Source organism: Pseudomonas sp. KBS0707 (assembly GCF_005937945.2).
Taxonomy (GTDB): Bacteria; Pseudomonadota; Gammaproteobacteria; order Pseudomonadales; family Pseudomonadaceae; genus Aquipseudomonas; species Aquipseudomonas amygdali.
On sequence record NZ_CP041754.1, the window covers coordinates 3,492,035 to 3,511,777 of the forward strand.

17 protein-coding genes, 1 tRNA gene and 3 pseudogenes are annotated in these 19,743 nt (G+C 58.4%); 8 read left to right on the forward strand and 13 right to left on the reverse strand.

Features of this window, described 5'->3' with window-relative positions; genetic code table 11:
* Positions 1 to 5: 5 nt before the first annotated feature.
* The 6 genes and pseudogenes from FFH21_RS16370 to FFH21_RS16400 all read right to left on the reverse strand — a co-directional run bounded on the left by FFH21_RS16370 (position 6) and on the right by FFH21_RS16400 (position 7,581).
* Positions 6 to 1,355 (reverse strand): TolC family outer membrane protein, encoded by a 1,350-nt coding sequence (locus FFH21_RS16370; protein ID WP_011168951.1) that lies wholly within the window; start codon positions 1,353 to 1,355, stop codon positions 6 to 8.
* Between the two features lies 1 nt (position 1,356).
* On the reverse strand, positions 1,357 to 2,694 hold the full coding sequence (locus tag FFH21_RS16375; protein WP_019741120.1) for an HlyD family type I secretion periplasmic adaptor subunit: 1,338 nt from the start codon (positions 2,692 to 2,694) through the stop codon (positions 1,357 to 1,359).
* Positions 2,691 to 4,471 (reverse strand): annotated as a pseudogene (locus FFH21_RS16380) (type I secretion system permease/ATPase). The gene FFH21_RS16375 and the pseudogene FFH21_RS16380 overlap by 4 nt, the downstream one beginning before the upstream one ends.
* Before the next feature lie 81 nt (positions 4,472 to 4,552).
* On the reverse strand, positions 4,553 to 4,936 hold the full coding sequence (locus FFH21_RS16385) for a protease inhibitor Inh/omp19 family protein (RefSeq protein ID WP_011168953.1): 384 nt from the start codon (positions 4,934 to 4,936) through the stop codon (positions 4,553 to 4,555).
* 56 nt (positions 4,937 to 4,992) lie between these two features.
* Positions 4,993 to 6,423 (reverse strand): annotated as a pseudogene (locus tag FFH21_RS16390) (serralysin family metalloprotease).
* A 486-nt stretch (positions 6,424 to 6,909) separates the two neighbouring features.
* Positions 6,910 to 7,581, reverse strand: coding sequence for a Bax inhibitor-1/YccA family protein (locus FFH21_RS16400; RefSeq protein ID WP_004665680.1), 672 nt, complete (start codon positions 7,579 to 7,581; stop codon positions 6,910 to 6,912).
* A 122-nt stretch (positions 7,582 to 7,703) separates the two neighbouring features.
* Here FFH21_RS16400 and FFH21_RS16405 point away from each other — a divergent pair.
* Positions 7,704 to 7,791 (forward strand) — tRNA-Ser (locus FFH21_RS16405).
* Positions 7,792 to 7,935: 144 nt separating this feature from the next.
* A complete protein-coding gene (locus FFH21_RS16410; protein ID WP_004665681.1) occupies positions 7,936 to 8,844 on the forward strand; it encodes a LysR family transcriptional regulator in 909 nt (302 codons plus the stop codon).
* Here the strand turns inward: FFH21_RS16410 and FFH21_RS16415 are convergent.
* Positions 8,830 to 9,609, reverse strand: a complete 780-nt coding sequence (locus tag FFH21_RS16415) for a substrate-binding domain-containing protein (RefSeq protein WP_004665682.1) — start codon at positions 9,607 to 9,609, stop codon at positions 8,830 to 8,832. The genes FFH21_RS16410 and FFH21_RS16415 overlap by 15 nt on opposite strands.
* 14 nt (positions 9,610 to 9,623) lie before the next feature.
* Positions 9,624 to 10,925 carry an MFS transporter gene (locus FFH21_RS16420; RefSeq protein ID WP_011168954.1) on the reverse strand — a complete coding sequence of 434 codons (1,302 nt, stop codon included), beginning with the start codon at positions 10,923 to 10,925 and terminating at the stop codon, positions 9,624 to 9,626.
* 234 nt (positions 10,926 to 11,159) lie between these two features.
* On the opposite strand from FFH21_RS16420, the gene tusD reads away from it, so the two are divergent.
* The 6 genes and pseudogenes from tusD (at position 11,160) to FFH21_RS16450 (ending at position 14,642) form a co-directional block, all read left to right on the forward strand.
* Positions 11,160 to 11,552, forward strand: coding sequence for a sulfurtransferase complex subunit TusD (gene tusD / locus FFH21_RS16425; protein ID WP_004659532.1), 393 nt, complete (start codon positions 11,160 to 11,162; stop codon positions 11,550 to 11,552).
* 1 nt (position 11,553) lies between these two features.
* Positions 11,554 to 11,916, forward strand: coding sequence for a sulfurtransferase complex subunit TusC (tusC, locus tag FFH21_RS16430; RefSeq protein WP_004659531.1), 363 nt, complete (start codon positions 11,554 to 11,556; stop codon positions 11,914 to 11,916).
* Complete coding sequence (gene tusB, locus FFH21_RS16435) at positions 11,916 to 12,215, forward strand: sulfurtransferase complex subunit TusB (protein ID WP_011168955.1); 300 nt, start codon at positions 11,916 to 11,918, stop codon at positions 12,213 to 12,215. Before tusC ends, tusB begins: the two co-directional genes overlap by 1 nt.
* Positions 12,212 to 12,547: a TusE/DsrC/DsvC family sulfur relay protein gene (locus FFH21_RS16440; protein ID WP_004659529.1), complete on the forward strand. Its 336-nt coding sequence runs from the start codon at positions 12,212 to 12,214 to the stop codon at positions 12,545 to 12,547. Before tusB ends, FFH21_RS16440 begins: the two co-directional genes overlap by 4 nt.
* Entirely contained in the window at positions 12,544 to 13,545 is a 1,002-nt protein-coding gene (locus FFH21_RS16445; protein ID WP_041924588.1) for a glycosyl transferase family protein, read from the forward strand. The genes FFH21_RS16440 and FFH21_RS16445 overlap by 4 nt, the downstream gene beginning before the upstream one ends.
* A 108-nt stretch (positions 13,546 to 13,653) precedes the next feature.
* Positions 13,654 to 14,642 (forward strand): annotated as a pseudogene (locus FFH21_RS16450) (glutathione S-transferase family protein).
* 51 nt (positions 14,643 to 14,693) lie between these two features.
* On the opposite strand, the gene cysG reads toward FFH21_RS16450, so the two are convergent.
* From cysG to lolA, 5 genes are read right to left on the reverse strand one after another with little or no spacing between them, the layout of a single operon-like run.
* A complete protein-coding gene (gene cysG, locus FFH21_RS16455; RefSeq protein WP_004665685.1) occupies positions 14,694 to 16,088 on the reverse strand; it encodes a siroheme synthase CysG in 1,395 nt (464 codons plus the stop codon).
* Positions 16,089 to 17,369 (reverse strand): serine--tRNA ligase, encoded by a 1,281-nt coding sequence (gene serS / locus FFH21_RS16460; RefSeq protein ID WP_002553992.1) that lies wholly within the window; start codon positions 17,367 to 17,369, stop codon positions 16,089 to 16,091.
* A gap of 16 nt (positions 17,370 to 17,385) precedes the next feature.
* On the reverse strand, positions 17,386 to 17,760 hold the full coding sequence (gene crcB, locus FFH21_RS16465; RefSeq protein ID WP_002553993.1) for a fluoride efflux transporter CrcB: 375 nt from the start codon (positions 17,758 to 17,760) through the stop codon (positions 17,386 to 17,388).
* Complete coding sequence (locus FFH21_RS16470) at positions 17,760 to 19,082, reverse strand: replication-associated recombination protein A (protein ID WP_011168957.1); 1,323 nt, start codon at positions 19,080 to 19,082, stop codon at positions 17,760 to 17,762. The genes crcB and FFH21_RS16470 overlap by 1 nt, the downstream gene beginning before the upstream one ends.
* 18 nt (positions 19,083 to 19,100) lie before the next feature.
* The gene (gene lolA / locus FFH21_RS16475) at positions 19,101 to 19,724 is read right to left on the reverse strand and encodes an outer membrane lipoprotein chaperone LolA (protein ID WP_002553995.1); all 624 of its coding nucleotides are present in this window, start codon (positions 19,722 to 19,724) and stop codon (positions 19,101 to 19,103) included.
* Between the last annotated feature and the right edge of the window lie 19 nt (positions 19,725 to 19,743).

Genomic DNA, 19,743 nt, shown 5'->3' on the forward strand with positions numbered 1-19,743 from the left:
GACACTCAGCGCGCCACAACGAAGGCCTCGTCAATACGCGCCAGATCGGTGTCGCGCAACGTACCGGCGTAGTAATGCAGTTTGATCCAGGCCATCAAGTAATCGTAACGGGCTTTCGCCAGATCACGCCGGGTGCTGTAGAGCTGCTGTTCGGCGTTGAGTGCGTCCAGGCTGATGCGCTCGCCGCCGAGAATACTCTGACGTGTCGACTCGACCAGTGCCTGCGCCGAGACCAGTGCTTTCTGATAAGCGCGCAACTTGCTCACCCCTGACGCACAGGCGTTGAACTGACGACGCAGCTCGATCAGGGTTTCGCGGGTCTTGCCCTCCAGCTCGTATTCCGCCTGCTCGCGCTTGCTGTTGGCCTGACGCACCGAGGCGCTGGTGCCGCCTCCGGCGTACAGCGGCAGACTGAGCTCGATACCTATCGTGTTGGTGTCGTAACGCTGATTGTAGGTGTTGCCGCTGTCCGATTCGTTCTGACGGATACTCGCGTAAGCATTCACCGTCGGCAGATGCCCGGCGCGGTTGCGCTCCACCTCGTATCGCGCCACTTCCAGCGACTGGCGTTGCGAGGCCAGGATCGGGCTGTTGGCCATGGCCAGCGCATGCCACTCGGTAAAGCTGGACGGTACCAGCACCAGCGCCTGAAAACTGTCCCTCAACGGCTCCAACTGCGCAACATCGATACTCGACTCGCCCAGCAACGCGGCCAGTTCGCGCAAGGCCGCGTCCTGCTCGTCGCTGGCTTCTATCTGCTCGGCAATCGCCAGCTCGTTGCGCGATTCCGCTTCAAGAATGTCGGTGCGGGTACCCTCGCCTTGCTGGAACATTTGCCGGTTCTGTGCAAACTGGCGTTCGAACGCCTGCTGTTTGGCGCGGGCTATATTGATCTGGTCCTGCGCGAACAGTGCCTGGGTATAAAGGGTCAGAACCCGCACCAGCAATTCCTGACTCTTGCTGCGAAAGGTCTCGTCGGCAAACAACGCCTGAGCCAGGCCTTTGCGGTAATTGGCGTAGGCCTCGTAATCGATCAGCGGCTGCTGAATCGTCAGGCTTGAACCAAAGCTGTTGTAGTGGCGATGGTCAGTGGTGTCTTCACGGCCGCCTTTGAGGGTGGCCTTGGAGTCGTTGCGTCCTTTGTTGTAGCTGTATGAAACACGCGGCAACAAGCCTGCACGACCAATCACCCGGTTTTCCAGGCCCGCATCGCGCTCCTTGAGCGCGCCCAGGTAAGTCGGGTCGTTGCGAAGCGCCAGCTCATAGACCTGAAACGGGCCCATCGCATGACTCAATGAAGCAGTGCCCAGCAGGATGGCCGTCAGCAAAGCGGCTTTCAGGGGATGACGAGACATCCTATTCCTCCGTCAACGCGGAGCCGGCACGGTCCAGCAAAGGTTTGAACAGATAATTGAGCAGCGAGCGTTCACCCGTGCGCACAAACATTTCAGCGGGCATGCCCGGCTTGATCACCAACCCGTTGAGTTTTTCCAGTACTGCATCGCCCACCGAAGTGCGCAGCACGTAATAGGGCTGGCCGGTTTTCTCATCCTGCATCTGATCGGCAGAAATCAGGTTTACCTCACCGGAAACCCGCGGCGTGCGACTTTGATTGAACGCAGTGAAGAGGATATCGACCGGCAAATGGCTGGCAACCTTGTCGATCAACTGCACCGGCAGACGCCCTTCGACTTCAAGCCGTGTGCCCTGCGGTACGATTTCCAGCAGGGTTTCACCGGCACGCACCACTGCGCCTTCGGTGTGCACGCCCAGGTTGACGGCTATGCCATCAGCAGGGGCAAGAATTGCACTGTGCTGCAGACTGAAACCTGCCGAAGCCAGTTGTTGCTCAAGGGTAAGCGCCTTGACCTGGGCATCGGCCCACTGGCTGCGCACTTCTTTCTGATATTCCTCGCGCTGCTGCTGAAGACGCAACCGCGACTCGACGATCCCCTGCTCTATCCGCCCGGTTTCGCCTGCGTTCTGCGCCAGGCTCTGCTGCACTTGAGAAAGCTGGCTTTGAAACTCCAGCAGACGGTTGCCTGGAATGAAACCGTTCTGCGCCAAGGGTTCCAGGTTACTCAGTTGCTTGCGTAGCGAGTCAGCCTGAGCCAGCAGGTCCGATCGAGCGCGGCGCATACCGGCGAGTTGCAGCCCGGCACCTTCGATACTCGCCTGCAAACCTGATTGCTCTCGAGCCAGGGCCTGTCGCCGACTGCTGAACAGTTGCCGCTGGCCTTCAAGCACCAGCGCCAGACGCGGGTCGGGGTTCTGCCCCTGCCCGGCGGCAATCAGTTCTGCGGGAAAGTGCACCTCATCCAGGTTGTCACGCTCGCTCTGCCAGCGGGCCAGGCTGGCCCAGGCCATTCGATACTGGGCACGCAGCGATTGCACGTCGGCCTCGACCTGAGTCTGATCAAGGCGAAACAGCGGCTCGCCCTCCTTTACCGACTGGCCTTCGCTGACGAGAATTTTGCTTACAACGCCGCCATCCAGCGACTGCACGGCCTTGCGCTTGCCCGACACCACGACGGTGCCTTGCACGGCAATGCCCTGATCCAGCGGGGCGAGACTGGCCCACAGAAAGAAGCTGCCCGCCCCTGCCAGCATGAGAATCCAGCCTGCGCGAACGAAGAACTGCACACCGCGCTCCTTGCCCGGCACGGCGTAATGAGTGTCAATGGGGCTGTTCATACGTCGGACTGCCTGTTCTGCGTGCCGTACTGACGGCTCATGGAAAGCCCGGCGGGTGCAGGGCGAGATTGCGATTGAGGGTGCGCTTGCGGTGCTTGCCCGGGCGATGCCTGTCCGGACAAGGCCTGCAACACCTGAGCCGTGGTGCCGAATGCCTGCATGCGACCTTCGCTCAGCACCAGCAGACGATCAGTCTGGTTCAACGACTGAGTGCGGTGAGTGACGAGCACGACGGTACAACCGCGGGTCTTGAGCTCAGCGATCGCCTGAGTCAAAGCCGCTTCGCCCGCGGCGTCCAGATTGGAATTGGGCTCATCAAGTACCACCAGTCGCGGATCGCCATACAATGCTCGGGCCAACGCGACGCGCTGTTTCTGACCGCCTGACAAGCCAGCGCCATCGTCGCCCAGCCGCGTGTCGTAGCCCTGCGGCAGGCGCAGAATCAATTCGTGTACGCCCGCCAGTTGCGCAGCAGCAACCACGGCGCTCGCGTCGCCCTCGCTAAAACGCGCGATGTTTTCTGCCACGGTGCCACCGAAAAGCTCGATGTCCTGCGGCAGATAACCGATATAGGGGCCCAGCGCCTCGCGGTCCCAGCGATGCATGTCGGCCCCGTCCAGACGTACCGTTCCACCCAGCACCGGCCAGACACCGACCAGCACGCGTGCCAGGGTCGATTTGCCGGAACCGGATGCTCCCAGTACACCGAGCACTTCACCAGCTTGCAGTTGAAAGCTCACTTGCTGAATCGTCGGCGATGTTTTGCCCGGAGGCGCAGCGCTGATCTGACCGCGCGGTGCTGGCAGTGGCATGCGCGGCGCGGGCTCGGCGTAGGTCTTGAGTAACTGGTCCAGACGTCCGTAAGCCAGGCGTGCAGAACTCCATTGTTTCCAGACTGCGATCAGTTGATCGATGGGGCTGAGGACCCTTCCCATGAGGATCGAACCGGCGATCATCATGCCTGCGGTCATGTCTCCGTTTATCACCAGCAGTGCGCCCAGGCCCAGCACCAGCGACTGCAGGCAAAGGCGCAGGGCCTTGCTGATCGAACTGATCACCGCTCCAGTGTCACTGGCACGGTTTTGCAAGGCCAGAAAGCGCCCATGCACATGGAACCAGCGACGCCGCAACACTTCGAGCATGCCCATCGCCTGGATCGCCTCGGCCTGTTGCAGGTGCCGGGTCGCCAATTGCGCAGACTGCTGCGAGTACCCGCTGGCCTCGGCCAACGGTTTGCGGGTCAGCCATTCGTTGAGGCAGGCAGTCCGACCAGCAACACTTTCCCCACACTGGCCAGCACGCCAAGCCAAGGGTCGAAAAGGAAGATCACCGCCAGGTAGATGGGAAACCACGGGGCGTCGAAGAACGCGAACAACGCCGGCCCGGTGAGAAACTGACGGATAAAGGTCAGGTCACCCAGCGCCTGCCCAGCCTGACGCTGTCCGGCGTGCAGGTTGCTCTCGAACGCAGCCTGATAGACGCGCAGATTGAAACGCCTCTCCAGCTCGCTGCCGATGCGGATTACCACAAAGCTGCGGACCATCTCCAGCAGGCCGATAAACGCAAAGAACCCGACCACCATCAGCGTCAGCATGGCCAGGGTAGTCTGGTTCTGCGACGTCAGTACACGGTCATAGACTTGCAACATGTAAATCGATGGAGCGAGCATCAACACGTTGATCAGCGCGGTAAAACAACCGACACCAATCAACGCGCTCTTGTAGTCAGCCAGCGCTTTATAAAGCGGCGGTCGGGCGCTTTGGGGCAACGCACTCATGGTTGTTCCTTGATGGTCTTGCCTGTGGCGGAGTGACATCCCTGGGTTTTGACAAACAACTCGCGCATATCCATGAAACGCTTAGTCGGCGAGCCGTCCAAGGACCAGCACCTCACCGTCGGGCAGACTCGCCTGATAGATCTGCTCCCCCATGTTATTGAGGTGAATCAGGCGATTGCCTTCCTTGTCGGTGAACGCCAGGCCATCCGGAGTCGGGAACCAGCCAGTGGGAGCTTCGTGCAACCACTTCACTGCGCAGGCGAGATCGCCCGTCCGTTTAGGTACATCGATATTGAGGTGCAATTCACAGACTTCGTTCGTCTTTCCCTGAAGAGAAAGTCGCCATTTGCCGCTGAGTTCAGCAGGATCGGGCAGTTTCAAACTCATGGCCATGCTTGCTCCAGAAATACCCGCCAGCAACGCAAAAGCCACTGGCACGATTCGGACAACGTGATTGATCTTCATGATGGGGTACTTTCCAGATCATGGACGACAGCAGGGTCGTCCATGATTGTTACAGATTAAACCACGATATCAGTAGCCAACGCTTGACCAACAGTCCCTACGAGGAAGTCCCCCACACCCTGACCTGTGAAGTCGATCGCCAGGCTACCCAGATTGCTGCTCTGGTTGTAGCTGAGGATCGCTTCGCCGACATGGCCGCTGAACGCGTTGACGAACTGCAGCGCGCTCTGCGTGGAAATGGCCGATACATCAATTTTGTCCTGACCGCTGACAAAGTCACGAATCGTATCCTGCGCTGCACGGTTGGAATCGGAACTGGCACCAAACACAAAAATGTCTGCACCAGCACCACCGGTCAGGCTGTCGGCACCGCCACCACCGTAGATGATGTCGTTGCCGGCACCACCTTTAAGGTCGTTGGCAGCGGCATTGCCGATCAACAGGTCGTTGCCCGAACCGCCCACCGCGTTTTCAACCACCACGCCTTTGGCAATTGAAACGTTACCCACCATGCCACCCACGTCCGAGAACGAGGCCGCATTGAGGTTGATCTTCTGGTTCTGGGTGAAGCCGGAGAAGTCGAGGGTATCCTTGCCCCCGCCATCCCACACCGAGAACACCACCTTGGAAGAGGCGGACGTGGCGCTGTAGAAATCGCGCCCGGCAGTGGAGTTGAACCCATAGACCGTATCACCGGCACGGGTGCTCATGTTCGCGCCATAGAGCTGCTGAACGGCAGTGATGTCATCCAGCAACGGTGCCGAAGAGTACGACGGAGCGCCGCCATTGACGAAGTTCTGGTCAGTGTTGGACTCACTCCAGTAACTCATGACACTGTAGCCACGGGTGTCTTCTGCGTAAGTGGCGTCCTTGTAGCTCGGATTGCCCTCGCCCGCATTGTAGTCACCCGGGTGAGACAGGCCCAGAGTATGGCCGATTTCATGAGTGAGGGTCTGACGGCCGTAGTTGCCATTGTCCGGGGTGGTGTTGACCTTGTAGCTGTTATCGACAAGGTACCAGGACTGGCCGTCAGTGCGGCTGTTGCCGCTGGGCAGGTAGGCAAAAGCCGCCCCGCCTGCGCTGCCGTTGCTGTAGTTACCGAAGGTCATATGCCCGTCGCCGCCGGAAGCGGCCTGGGTAAAGCTGACCTTGGCAACGTCTGCTCAGGATTGCATCGACAATACGGCCTGTGCTTTCTGCTGTGCGTTGAATGCACTGAAATTCCCCAGCGAATTGTCGAACCCGGCAGGTTTGGCGGTCAGGAAGGTGTATGTGAGGTTGATAGTGCCGTTGCCATCGCGATCAGTCCACGCAGCGTTGTCGCGAAGGATGTAATCGGCGGCCTGATCGACCGAGTACGAAGGCTTGCCATTGATCGTGAGGTTACCGCCACGGTCATACTGGTGAGCGAACGTATTGATCTGGTCGAAAGAGGTGCTGGTAGCAGCAGAGAGTTGAATTGCAGCATTTTCTTTGACTTTCGTCATGACACTTCCTTGTTTGCTGATTAACAGGTTAGGTACGGCGGGACTCCCCCTGTAGCGAGAGAGTCCAGTCACTCGCCTTGTGGTGCGTAATGCATTGAAGCGTAACAAAGCTGACACATTTAGAAATCTTGTGTCCAGCTCTGTTCCATGATGTCAATTAGCCCAAAACGAGGAAGTGCCCACAGGCCTTGGGGAATCGTCCGATATTATTTTTTGTGATGATCAAACGCTGATAAGTGCTTGAGCAGACGAGGACAATCTTGATAAAGATGACTGATCGGTCAGGTTGCCTACCATGCGTAATTTGACTGGACGGACAGTCTCTGACCAATCCGGCTTGCCCTTCCCAGGCTGCCGGAAAGGCATATCGCCATCACCTGGGATCCTGACACTTCTCAAATCCCGGAAACGCAAAAGCCCCGAAAGATCGGGGCTTTTGTTTAACGCATTTGAAGCGCAACGGCCTGAGTACTCAGGCCGAAGTCATCAGTCGTCGCGGCTCATGATGCCGAAAATCTGCAGCAGGCTTATAAACAGGTTGTAGATCGATACATACAGGCTGACCGTCGCCATGATGTAATTGCGCTCACCACCCTGAATAATCGCGCTGGTCTGGAACAGAATGCAGACCGAAGAGAACAGCACGAAGCCTGCGCTGATCGACAGTTGCAAACCGCTGATCTGGAAGAAAATGCTGGCCACTACTGCGCCAAGCAGAACGAAGAAGCCTGCGGTGATGAAGCCACCCAGGAAGCTCATGTCCTTGCGGGTGATCAACACGTAAGCCGACAGACCGCCGAAAACCAGTGCGGTCATCGCGAAAGCGGAGCTGACGACTTCAGCGCCACCGGCCATGCCCAGATAACGATTGAGGATCGGGCCCAGCAGGAAACCCATGAAACCTGTCAGGGCGAAGGTCGAAACCAGGCCCCAGACCGAATCACGCAATTTATTGGTCAGGAAAAACAGACCATAGAAGCCGATCAGTACCACGAAAATGTTCGGATAGCCGACGCGCATCTGCTGAGCGACATATGCCATGACACCACTAAAAGCCAGCGTCAGAGCGAGAAGACCGTAAGTGTTGCGCAGGACACGACTAACCTCTAGCTGGTCGGCCTGCATGCCAGTTTTAAGGCTGTAATCCTGTTCGCGCATGGCGAAACTCCTTCCTGTTGAAATGTTGAGTTGCAAAGATCATAACAGAGGCGCTGCAACTGGCTAGTCACAGAGTTTGACAGCTTGTTTCATTCCGGTATTATTGCGCCCGCAACGATAGTGGAGGTATGGCCGAGTGGTTTAAGGCAGCAGTCTTGAAAACTGCCGACTGTAACAGGTCCTAGAGTTCGAATCTCTATGCCTCCGCCATATTTGGTAGCGCAAAGCCCTGATTATTCAGGGCTTTGTCGTTTCTGGGGTTTATGAAAAATACCCCCTCTCCTCCCCCTTGCCAGCGGGCCCGCGCAACCTGATATATTGATGCGCACCCCGTATCAATAGACTGACGTTCGAATGCCCATCAATTTCGACCTCAACGACCTCCAGGCATTTCGTGCCGTGGTCGAGAATGGCAGCTTCCGCAAGGCCGCTGAAACCGTACAGATCACCCAGCCTGCACTCAGCCGCCGTATAGAAAAGCTTGAGTCTGCGCTGAACGTGAAGCTGTTTGAACGGACCACCCGCAGGGTCAGCCTGACCACGGTGGGCCGTGCATTTCTGCCTCAGGTCGAGCGTATACTGGATGACCTCGACATCGCATTGATGACCATCGATGGCGTCGGTTCCACCCGGATGGGTAGCGTCACCATTGCTTGCGTGCCGTCAGCCGCCTACTACTTCATGCCGCAGGTCATCAGCGAGTTTCATAAGCTGTTTCCAAAAATCAGAATCCGCGTCATGGATGCCAGCGCCAACGAGGTCAACAGCGCAGTTGCCCTTGGCGAGGCAGATTTCGGGGTGAGTTTCAGCGGCAATCTGGCACCGGAGGTCGACTTCGAATTGCTTCTGCAGGAACGCTACGTGATGGCCTGCCGCCGGGATCACCCGCTTGCGACCTGCGCCAGCGTGAGCTGGGAGGAAATGTACCGCCACGACTACATCGCTCTGGACATAACGTCAGGGAACCGCCTGGTACTGGATCAGGCACTGGCGCTCTCACGCCCGAACAAGGAGAGTATCTGCGAAACGCGGCATGTCACCACCATGATCGGCCTTGTGGAGGCCGGCCTCGGCGTGGCGGCGGTGCCCTCGATTGCCATGCCGATGACCGCTCACCCGTTTCTGGTGAGCGTGCCATTGGTTGCACCTGAAGTGGTTCGCAACGTAGGGCTGATCAAACGTCGCGGGAGGACATTGACGCCTGCAGCCCTTGAACTGGAACGACTGGTCAGGAAGATGCCGCTACGTTCAGCGGGGAACTGAATCCAGCCCGGTGGACTGCACGGTGGCCTGCGCTTTTGGGGACGCCAGGTAATCGAGCAATGCCTTCGCCTGCTTCGGGTGCTCGGCATTGACCGGAATGCCAGCGGCGTAGCGGGTAACCGACTGAACGTCTTCCGGAATCTTCGCCACGAATGTCACGCCGGGAACCGGCAACAGTTCGGCCACCTGTTGAAAGCCCACTTCGTAGTCGCCCTTGGCAACCACTGAAGCAACCGGGATGCGCTCGATCATCTTGCCCTTCGGCGCAAGCTCCTTCTCGATACCGAGCTTTTTGAAAAGCTCTTTTTCGATGTACACACCACTGGCACTGTCAGAGTAAGCAACCGACTTCGCCTTGAGCAGCGTGTCTTTCAACTCGCTGTCGGTACCGATTGCAGGCTTGGCCGCCCCCTCCTTCACCACCATCCCGATCCGCGAATCGGCCAGCTCGACCCGCGATGCCGGGTCTACCTTGCCTTGCTTGATCAGATCATCCAGCGCATAGCCGACCATGATCACCACATCGGCATGCTCGCCACGAGCCAGGCGGTTTGGAATGGCCTCGGGGGCCTTGCCCATCGACGGGCCAAGGATGGTGTCCAGTGTATCCCCGGAAGACGTCGCGTATTGCGGCCCCAGCAGTTTATATGCAGCAGTAAAGCCGCCTGATGTCATGACCTTGAGCTCTTCAGCCTGAGCGGCAACGCTGACTGCCATACAGCCCAGAAAAAGCACCGCCAATTGATGTTTATGCAACAGTTTCATAGTTTTTTCCTTTATTAAACAGCCAGTTGCGGGCGAACCGAAAGGTGCCGGTAGAGCACCAGGGTCGCGCCAAGCGCGCAAGCTGCAGCGAACGTCATCCAGTAAGCAGGTGCAGCCTTGTCGCCGGTCAGATGGATCAACCAGGTCGAGATTGCCGGGGTGAAACCGCCGAAAACTGCTGTCGCCAGGCTATAGGCCAGAGAAAAACCGGCCACCCGCACCTCTACCGGCATGATTTCAGTCAGCGCCGGAATCATCGCGCCGTTATACAAACCGTAGAGAAACGAGAACCACAACAGCACTTCCAGCATATGAGCAAAGCTTGGCGCCTGAGCGAGAAAGGACAGCGCCGGATAAGCGCTGATGATGGTCAGCAGCGTCATCGCTACCAGCAGCGGCTTGCGTCCGAAACGGTCGCTCAACATGCCGCCGACCGGCAGCCAGATAAAGTTGGAGACACCGACCAGCAACGTCACCAGCAGCGCATCGGAGGTACTCAGATTGAGTACGGTTTTGCCGAATGTCGGTGCATAAATGGTGATCAGGTAAAACGTGGTGGTAGTCATCGCCACCATCAGCATGCCGGCAATCACCACGCGCCAGTTTTGCAGCAACGTCGCGAACACCTGTCGCATGGTCGGACGGTGAGCGCGCGTGGCGAACTCTTCGGTTTCCTGCAGGCTGCGGCGTAACAGGAAAATGAACGGGATGATCAGGCAACCGATGGCGAACGGAATTCTCCAGCCCCAGTCGGCGATAGCAGCAGGTGTCATCCATTGGTTCAAGCCGTAACCCAGCGCAGCGGCTACAACAATTGCCACCTGCTGGCTGCCTGACTGCCAACTGGTGTAGAAGCCCTTGCGGCCGGGTGTCGCCAACTCTGCCAGATACACCGATACGCCGCCCAATTCCGCGCCTGCGGAAAAGCCTTGCAGCAAGCGGCCGACCAGCACCAATGCCGGTGCCCACAAGCCGATGCTCGCGTAACCGGGCACCAGGACAATCAACAGCGTGCCACTGGCCATGATCGACAGAGTCACGATCAAGCCTTTGCGCCGGCCCACGTCATCGATGTAAGCGCCCAGAATAACGGCACCCAACGGGCGCATCAGGAAGCCCGCACCGAAGACCGCGAAGGTCATCATCAGCGAAGCAAACTCACTGCTGGCCGGGAAAAAGGCGGAGGCGATCTGGGTGGCGTAAAAGCCAAACAGGAAGAAGTCGAATTGCTCGAGGAAGTTGCCTGAAGTGACGCGAAATACTGCTCCGGCCTTCGACCGGGTGTTGCCTGTTCCTGATGGGGATGAGCTGTGCATCAGTGTTCTCCAGCGATCTTATTAGAGTGTTGTAAGCGCTTATGGGGAAGGAGTCTGCCGGACACACTTTGAAACGATAAGTGCTATGTTTTCATCGATTGATGCCCGATGAACATCAATCAACACTCAGACGGTTTCGCCCTGACCCAGCGCTTGCAGGTCGAACCGCGCCAAACTCACACGTCGGCCCTTGAATTCTTTATCATTGCGGATGTTTTGTTGGCAGAGCCGATCATGAAATTCGCCATCTCACTTTTTTCCGCCGCCCATGCGCCCTCCTCGCGAAGAGCCTTGCTGTTCGCCAAAGCCGTACTCGCAGGCGGACATGAGATCGTCCGGTTGTTTTTTTATCAAGACGGCGTACACAGCGCGTCGGCCAATGTCGTGACGCCTCAGGATGAGCAGGATATGGCCCTGCAATGGCGTGACTTCATCGCCGAACACCACCTGGATGGCGTGGTATGCATCGCCGCCGCGCTGCGTCGTGGCGTGCTTGATGCCCAAGAGGCCGAGCGTTATCAGCGGCCAGCGGCGAATCTGCGGGAGCCTTGGGAATTGTCCGGGCTGGGGCAGTTGCACGATGCCGTGCAATCGGCTGATCGTATGATCTGCTTTGGAGGGCCGTGACATGCCCAGATCATTATTGGTAGTCAGCCGCCAGTCGCCGTGGTCCGGTCCCGGTGCCCGTGAAGCGCTGGACATCGTGCTGGCGGGTGGTGCATTCGATCTGTCGGTTGGGCTGCTGTTTCTGGATGACGGGGTTTTCCAGTTGTCGCCGCAGCAGTTGCCCGACGCCCTGCAACAGAAAGACCTGACCGCAAACCTCAAGGCCCTGTCGATGTTCGGCGTTGAAGACCTGTATGCCTGCGGGCAAAGCCTGACCGAGCGCCGCATCCCTGCCAGCGCATTGAGCGAAGAAATCAGACAGTTGTACACACGCTCCGAACTGTCGGCACTTTTTGACCGCTACGACGAGGTGATTACGATCTGATGGCTACTTTGCACGTTCTCTCCCATTCGCCTTTTGCCGACACCCGACTGGACAGCTGCCTGCGCCTGCTGGGCCGTGACGACGGCGTATTGCTCTGTGGCGACGCTACTTATGCACTGACGCCGTCATGCGCACCATTGAAATCCCTACAGCCCCTGGCCGATTCATTGCAGTTATTTGTGCTTGATGAAGACATCAAGGCACGCAATCTGCCACTGCCCACCGGAGTACACAGCATCGACTACCCTGCCTTCGTGGAACTGTCCTTACGCTTCGACAAGGTCAATACCTGGCTATGAAACAGTTGACGATTGACGGGCACAGCATCGAACTGGACAAGGATGGCTTTCTGCAGGACCTCAACGACTGGTCGCTGGACGTCGCACACGCTCTGTCCGCTGAGGAAGGTATCGTCCTGAGTGCCGAGCACATTGAAATCCTCCAGTTGCTGCGGGATTTCTACGCCGAGTTTCAGCTTTCGCCGGCCACTCGGCCGCTGATCAAATACACCGCACTGAAGCTGGGTACGGAAAAAGGCAACAGCATGCACCTCAACCGCCTGTTCAACGGCACTCCCGCCAAACTCGCCGCCAAGCTGGCGGGCCTGCCTAAACCGACCAATTGCATATGAACGATTACGCCGCGCTTGTTACCGAAACACCTGAAGAACATCCCTTTGCGACATTTGTGCGCATTCTGGGCAAAGGCAAACGCGGTGCGCGCAACCTGACGCGCGAAGAAGCGCGAGAGGCCATGGGTATGTTGCTCGATGAAAAAGTCGAGGACACCCAGCTCGGGGCTTTTCTGATGCTGCTGCGCCATAAGGAAGAAAGCCCCGAGGAACTGGCGGGGTTTACCGAAGCCGTGCGCGAACGCCTCAATGCTCCGGCGATTCAGGTCGATATCGACTGGCCGACCTACGCGGGGAAAAAGCGTCATCTGCCGTGGTACTTGCTGGCGCCCAAATGTCTGGCGCAAAACGGCGTGAAGATCCTCCTGCACGGTGGCGGTGCCCATACTGCTGGACGCCTGTACACCGAACAATTGCTCGGCCTGCTGAATATTCCCCTGTGCCGCAACTGGTCAGCAGTCGAAACCTCGCTTGAGCAAGGCAATATAGCGTTCATTCCGCTAGGGGACTGGGCACCACAGCTGCAACGCATGATTGATCTGCGCAACACGCTGGGCCTGCGCTCCCCCATTCATTCTCTGGCACGCATTCTCAACCCGCTTCAGGCCCGTTGCGGCCTGCAAAGCATCTTTCATCCGGGCTATCAGAGCGTGCATCGCGATGCCAGCAGCCTGCTGGGCGACAACGCCATTGTGGTCAAGGGTGACGGTGGCGAAATCGAGATCAACCCGGACACTATCAGCCATTTGTACGGCACCACTGGCGGCCAGCCTTGGGACGAGGAGTGGCCAGCGCTTTCGCCGCGCCGTCACGTAAAACCAGCGACACTCGACCCGCAGCAACTGTTGGCCTTGTGGCGCGGGGAAATCGAAGACAGCTACCCGCAACTGGCGTTGATATCGACCATCGCACTTGCCCTGCGCGGCCTGGGTGTCGCTCGCGACGAAGCGTTCGAGCAAGCCCGAGTGTTCTGGGATCGGCGCGCCAAGAACCTCTGACCTATCGGCTGTGACGATCACCAGCCCCCATAATCTTGCGCTTTTTCGGTCGAACCGATGAGCCCTGGCTGACCTCCAAGCTCTATAACCTGGAAATGGGAGTCAGACATGGGCCTTCTGGTCGAAGGACACTGGCAAGACCAGTGGTACGAAAGCAGCAAAGATGGCGCCTTTCAGCGCGAAAATGCGCAACGACGCAACTGGGTCACAGCCGATGGACAAGCGGGGCCATCTGGTGAGGGCGGTTTTGCTGCACAGGCCGGCCGCTACCACTTGTATGTCTCACTGGCATGCCCGTGGGCACACCGCACACTGATCGTACGCAAGCTCAAGGGACTGGATAACCTGATCGGCGTTTCAGTGGTCAGCTGGCTGATGCTGGAAAATGGCTGGACTTTTGATCAGCAGAAAGGCTCCAGCGGCGATGCGCTGGATGATTTCCAGTTCTTTCACCAACGCTATACGGCCGATGATCCCAGCTATACCGGACGCGTTACTGTCCCTGTGCTGTGGGACAAACAGCGGAAATGCATCGTCAGTAATGAGTCTGCGGAAATCATTCGCATGTTCAATGGCGCATTCGACGAATTGACCGGCAACACGCTGGATTTTTATCCGCAAGCCTTGCGGGCGAGCATCGACGAGCTCAACGAGCAGATTTATCCGAACGTCAACAACGGTGTCTACAGGGCCGGATTCGCCACCTCACAGGGGGCTTACGAAGAAGCGTTCAATGATGTGTTTGCCGAACTGGACGTGCTGGAAAACCTAAGCGTTACCTGACAGGGAAGCACCTCACCGAAGCCGACATACGCCTATTCACCACCATAGTGCGCTTCGATGCGGTGTATTACAGCCACTTCAAGTGCAACCTGCGGCGCATCGCGGATTACCCGAACCTCAGCAATTGGCTACGTGAGTTGTACCAATGGCCAGGTATCGCGGAGACCGTGAACTTCGAGCACATCAAGGGCCACTACTACGCGAGCCATCGCACCATCAACCCGACCGGCATCATACCCAAGGGGCCAGCGCTTGATCTGCAGGCAGGTCACGACCGGCAGCGGCTGTCCGGTGAGGGTGTCTGGAGCAGTTGAAAGATTGGCAAAAAAGGATGGATAGCCCGAACGGGCTATCCGCAATCGGCTTCAGACAGTCGCCTGAGCCCCTTCGAACCATGCCAGTTTTTCACGCAACTTGACCACTTCGCCGATGATTACCAGCGTTGGCGCATGCACCTCATGCTCGGCAACCAGTTGCGGCAGATTGGCCAGAGTGCCGGTAAACACACGCTGATTGACCGTCGTGCCCTGCTGGACCAGCGCAGCAGGCGTGTCGGCAGAGCGACCATGCCTGATCAGCTCTTCACAGATGACCGGCAAACCGATCAGCCCCATGTAAAACACCAGCGTCTGAGCAGGCGCAACCAGGTCTGACCAGGGCAGGTCTGTTGTGCCATCTTTCAAGTGACCGGTAATGAAACGCACAGACTGTGCATGATCACGGTGCGTCAGCGGTATACCGGCATACGCCGCACAACCGCTGGCGGCGGTAATACCTGGAACCACCTGAAACGGAATGCCATGCACAGCCAGTTCTTCGATTTCCTCGCCGCCACGGCCGAAGATAAACGGATCGCCGCCTTTGAGGCGCACTACCCGCTTGCCTTGCTTGGCCAGTGCAACCAACTGCTGGTTGATCTGCTCCTGCGGAACAGCATGCTCTGCACGACGCTTGCCGACATAGACACGCTCGGCATCGCGACGGCACAGGTCAAGAATCGTCGGCGCGACAAGGCGGTCATACAGCACCACATCCGCTTGCTGCATCAGGCGCAAGGCGCGGAAGGTCAGCAAGTCAGGATCACCGGGGCCAGCACCGACCAGATACACCTCGCCGGTCTCCGGCGGCGGCTCGCCAGCGATCTTGGCGATCAGCAGACGCTCGGCCTCGGCCCCCTGCCCGGCCAACTGGCGGTCGGCAATGGCACCCTGAAAAACATCTTCCCAGAACGCTCGGCGTTGCTGCACATTCGGAAACAGACCTTTGACCTGATTGCGAAAGCGCGCAGCCAGCCCGGCGAGCTGCCCGTAGGTGGAGGGAATCCAGGTTTCCAGCTTGGCACGGATCAGACGTGCCAGCACCGGCGCATCGCCGCCACTGGACACAGCGATCACCAATGGCGAGCGGTCGACAATCGCCGGAAAGATAACCGTACACAACGCCGGGGCATCCACCACATTGACCGGAACGCAGCGCAGCCGGGCGTCATGGGAAACCTGGGCATTGAGCGGCTCGTCATCCGTCGCGGCAATAATCAGCACACAACCATCAAGATCGCTTTCGCTGTAGCCACGCAGGATCATCTCACCGCCGCTCTGGACGACCAGCTCGCTCAGTTGGGCCTCGATTTCTGGCGCAACCACGCGCAGCACTGCGCCAGCGTCGGCAATCAGGCGTGATTTGCGCAGGGCAATTTCACCACCGCCGACCACCAGCACCCGGCTGCCACGCAGGTTATGGAACAGCGGCAGAAATTCCATTTAACCGATGACCTCAAGGCCGCCCATGTAAGGCTTGAGCACCTCGGGCACACGAATCGACCCATCCGCCTGCTGGTAGTTTTCCAGCACCGCGACCAGTGTACGACCCACCGCCAGCCCCGACCCATTGAGGGTGTGGACCAGTTCCGGCTTGCCGGTTTCCGGATTGCGCCAGCGGGCCTGCATGCGGCGCGCCTGGAAATCACCGCAGTTGGAGCACGAAGAGATTTCGCGGTACTTGTCCTGGCTTGGAATCCACACTTCCAGGTCGTACGTCTTCACGGCACTGAAACCCATGTCGCCGGTGCACAGCGCCAGCGTACGGTACGGCAGTTCCAGCAACTGCAGAACGCGCTCGGCGTTGCCGGTCAGCGATTCAAGCGCAGCCATGGAGTCCTCAGGCGCAACAATCTGAACCATCTCGACCTTGTCGAACTGGTGTTGGCGGATCATGCCCCGCGTGTCACGACCCGACGCGCCCGCTTCGCTGCGGAAGCAAGGGGTATGGGCAACAAACTTGAGAGGCAGCTGTTTGGCATCAAGAATTTCACCCGACACGATGTTGGTCAACGATACTTCCGCGGTCGGAATCAGGTACAGATCAGCTTCGCCTTCGCGGGTTATCTTGAACAGGTCTTCCTCGAACTTGGGCAACTGGCCCGTACCCTGCAACGCAGGTGCCTGCACCAGGTAAGGCGTGTAGGTCTCTTCGTAGCCGTGTTCGTTGATATGCAGATTGATCATGAACTGCGCCAGCGCACGGTGCAGGCGCGCGATTGGGCCACGCAGCAACGCAAAACGCGCACCGGACAGCTTGGCAGCGGTCTCGAAGTCGAGCCAGCCGAACTTCTCGCCCAGAGCGACGTGATCCTTGACCTCGAAATCGAAGGCAGTCGGCGTACCCCAGCGACGCACTTCGACGTTGCCTTCTTCGTCAGCACCGACCGGCACCGATTCGTGAGGCAGGTTCGGAATGCTCAGCACCAGCGCATCCAGCTCGGCCTGAATGCCGTCCAGCTCGACCTTGCCTTCGCTCAGCTCGTTGCCCATGCGCTCGACGTCAGCCATCAACGGCGCAATGTCTTCGCCGCGCTGCTTGGCCTGACCGATGGATTTGGAACGTGCATTGCGCTCGGCCTGCAGCTGTTCGGTGCGGGTCTGCACCACCTTGCGCTGGGCTTCCAGCGATTCAATGCGCGCCACATCCAGTGTAAAGCCACGGGAAGCCAGGCGATCCGCTACGTCCTGAAGTTGAGTACGTAACAGTTTGGAATCGAGCATATCGTTCTCTCGTCTATCAAAGTCTGGTCAGGGACAGGCCAACCCAGGTTGCGAGCAGCCCGCCGAATACGCTGATACCGGCATAACCAAGGGCCAGCGGTACTTGCCCGCTTTCCAGCAGGCGCAGCGTATCCAGTGAAAAGGATGAAAAGGTCGTCAGACCGCCTACAAAGCCGACAATCAAGCCGGCACGAATTTCGATGGGCACTTCCGGGCGCAGCAGAAACAATCCATACAGTACGCCGATTATCAGGCACCCTACGATGTTGACCGCAAGCGTTGCTGCGTAAAAATGTCGTGGCCAGTTGGCGCTTACCCAGGTACCCGCTGCAAAACGCAATAATGTACCAGCGATCCCGGCAATCGACACCGCAAGAATGGTCTGAATCATCACTTTCTCCGCTGGCGGGGACTGGCATCGTCCAATGCGCTCAGATGCCTGAGCTTCTCACCGATCTTGAGTTCGAGACCGCGTGGCACAGGCTGGTAATACTGCCGGGGTTCCAGCTCGTCCGGAAAGTAGTCCTCACCCGCCGCATAGGCTTCAGGCTCGTCATGGGCGTATCGGTATTCTTCGCCATAACCGAGCTGCTTCATCAGCTTGGTCGGCGCATTGCGCAAATGCAGCGGAACCTCCAGCGAATCATGCTCGCCGGCTTCGCGCATTGCTGCCTTGAAGGCCATGTAGACCGCGTTGCTTTTTGGCGCACAGGCCAGGTAGACGATGGCCTGCGCCACCGCCAGTTCGCCCTCGGGGCTGCCCAGACGCTCCTGCACGTCCCAGGCCGACATGCACAGCGGCAAGGCGCGCGGATCTGCATTGCCGATATCTTCACTGGCCATGCGCACCACGCGACGCGCCAGATACAGCGGATCGCAGCCGCCGTCGATCATCCGGGCAAACCAGTACAGGGCTGCGTCGGGGTCAGAACCACGTATTGACTTGTGCAAGGCCGATATCTGGTCATAGAACGCCTCGCCGCCCTTATCGAAGCGACGTCGGCTGTCACCCAGCAGGCTCTGCAGCAGCTCGACGTCGATCTCGCTGCCGTCTTCGGCAAGATCGGACGCGTTTTCCAGAAGATTGAGCATGCGCCGACCATCGCCATCAGCGGCGGCCATGAGAATCGTGAAGCCTTCATCGCTCAGGGTCAGTTGGCGCTTGCCCAACCCGCGTTCCTCGGTCAGGGCACGATGGACCAGCTTACGCAGCGCCGCCTCGTCCAGGCTTTTGAGCACATAGACACGGGCACGGGACAACAAGGCATTATTGAGTTCGAACGAAGGATTTTCGGTAGTAGCGCCGATAAAAATCAGCGTGCCATCCTCGACATAAGGCAGGAACGCATCCTGTTGCGACTTGTTGAAGCGGTGCACTTCGTCCACGAACAGAATCGTGCGTTTGCCATATTGCCCGGCCTGCTGTTTGGCGACTTCCACTGCCTGACGAATTTCCTTGACCCCCGCCAGCACGGCGGAAACAGTCTCGAAATGCGCGTCCGACACCTTGGCCAGCAGCCTCGCCAGGGTAGTCTTGCCCACACCGGGCGGGCCCCAGAAAATCATCGAATGCAGCGCACCCTGCTCCAGCGCCTCACGCAGAGGCTTGCCGTGGGCAAGCACATGCTCCTGACCGACGTATTCATCCAGATTGGTAGCACGCAAACGTGCAGCCAGAGGCTGAGCTATCGGTTCGCGGCTGAACAGATCCATGATCAGGAATTAACCCTTTTACTCTTGAATGACATCAGCACCCTTGGGAATCTGGAACTGAAACTTGCTGGCCGCAACAGGCTCGTTGGCCTTGACGCCGGTGAACAGGATATTGGTGCGCTGGCCCACGCTGTCGATCAGTTGCATGTCGTTGATGATGCCGTTACGAAACGACAAACGCAGGCTGTCGAACAGGGTGTCCTTGGTCTTGGGCTTGAGCACGAAGTCGATCACACCACCCGCCTCTTTCGCTGTGATGTCGAAGCTTTCGCTGATCTTCGACACGTCACCGGACAGCAGCAAGGCTGGGGTCTGGGTCAGGCGCTGATCGAGCTTCTTGATGGTGACCTGCTCCAGATCAGGGTCCCACAACGACACTTTCTTGCCGTCGGAAACCATCAACTGCTCCTGTGGCGCATCGGTATGCCAGTTGAACAGGCCTGGACGCTGCAACGTCATTTCGCCGGTAGTCTCTTGCAATTGCGTGCCGCCACCGTCCAGCGTCAATTGCGAGAAGCGTGCGGTCAGGGTCTGGGATTTCTCCAGCAACTGGGTCAGGCGTGCCACGTCCTTGCTGTCGGCATGGGCGGACATCACGGAGAAGGTCAGTGCGGTGGCCAACAGCATGCGGATAAGACGCATGGGATTCCTCTTTGAAGTC

Coding starts and splice junctions, on each gene's coding strand:
- FFH21_RS16370 (WP_011168951.1), bottom strand. CDS start 1,355: ATGTCTCGTCATCCCCTGAAAGCCGCTTTGCTGACGGCCATCCTGCTG.
- FFH21_RS16375 (WP_019741120.1), bottom strand. CDS start 2,694: ATGAACAGCCCCATTGACACTCATTACGCCGTGCCGGGCAAGGAGCGC.
- FFH21_RS16385 (WP_011168953.1), bottom strand. CDS start 4,936: ATGAAGATCAATCACGTTGTCCGAATCGTGCCAGTGGCTTTTGCGTTG.
- FFH21_RS16400 (WP_004665680.1), bottom strand. CDS start 7,581: ATGCGCGAACAGGATTACAGCCTTAAAACTGGCATGCAGGCCGACCAG.
- FFH21_RS16410 (WP_004665681.1), top strand. CDS start 7,936: ATGCCCATCAATTTCGACCTCAACGACCTCCAGGCATTTCGTGCCGTG.
- FFH21_RS16415 (WP_004665682.1), bottom strand. CDS start 9,609: ATGAAACTGTTGCATAAACATCAATTGGCGGTGCTTTTTCTGGGCTGT.
- FFH21_RS16420 (WP_011168954.1), bottom strand. CDS start 10,925: ATGCACAGCTCATCCCCATCAGGAACAGGCAACACCCGGTCGAAGGCC.
- tusD (WP_004659532.1), top strand. CDS start 11,160: ATGAAATTCGCCATCTCACTTTTTTCCGCCGCCCATGCGCCCTCCTCG.
- tusC (WP_004659531.1), top strand. CDS start 11,554: ATGCCCAGATCATTATTGGTAGTCAGCCGCCAGTCGCCGTGGTCCGGT.
- tusB (WP_011168955.1), top strand. CDS start 11,916: ATGGCTACTTTGCACGTTCTCTCCCATTCGCCTTTTGCCGACACCCGA.
- FFH21_RS16440 (WP_004659529.1), top strand. CDS start 12,212: ATGAAACAGTTGACGATTGACGGGCACAGCATCGAACTGGACAAGGAT.
- FFH21_RS16445 (WP_041924588.1), top strand. CDS start 12,544: ATGAACGATTACGCCGCGCTTGTTACCGAAACACCTGAAGAACATCCC.
- cysG (WP_004665685.1), bottom strand. CDS start 16,088: ATGGAATTTCTGCCGCTGTTCCATAACCTGCGTGGCAGCCGGGTGCTG.
- serS (WP_002553992.1), bottom strand. CDS start 17,369: ATGCTCGATTCCAAACTGTTACGTACTCAACTTCAGGACGTAGCGGAT.
- crcB (WP_002553993.1), bottom strand. CDS start 17,760: ATGATTCAGACCATTCTTGCGGTGTCGATTGCCGGGATCGCTGGTACA.
- FFH21_RS16470 (WP_011168957.1), bottom strand. CDS start 19,082: ATGGATCTGTTCAGCCGCGAACCGATAGCTCAGCCTCTGGCTGCACGT.
- lolA (WP_002553995.1), bottom strand. CDS start 19,724: ATGCGTCTTATCCGCATGCTGTTGGCCACCGCACTGACCTTCTCCGTG.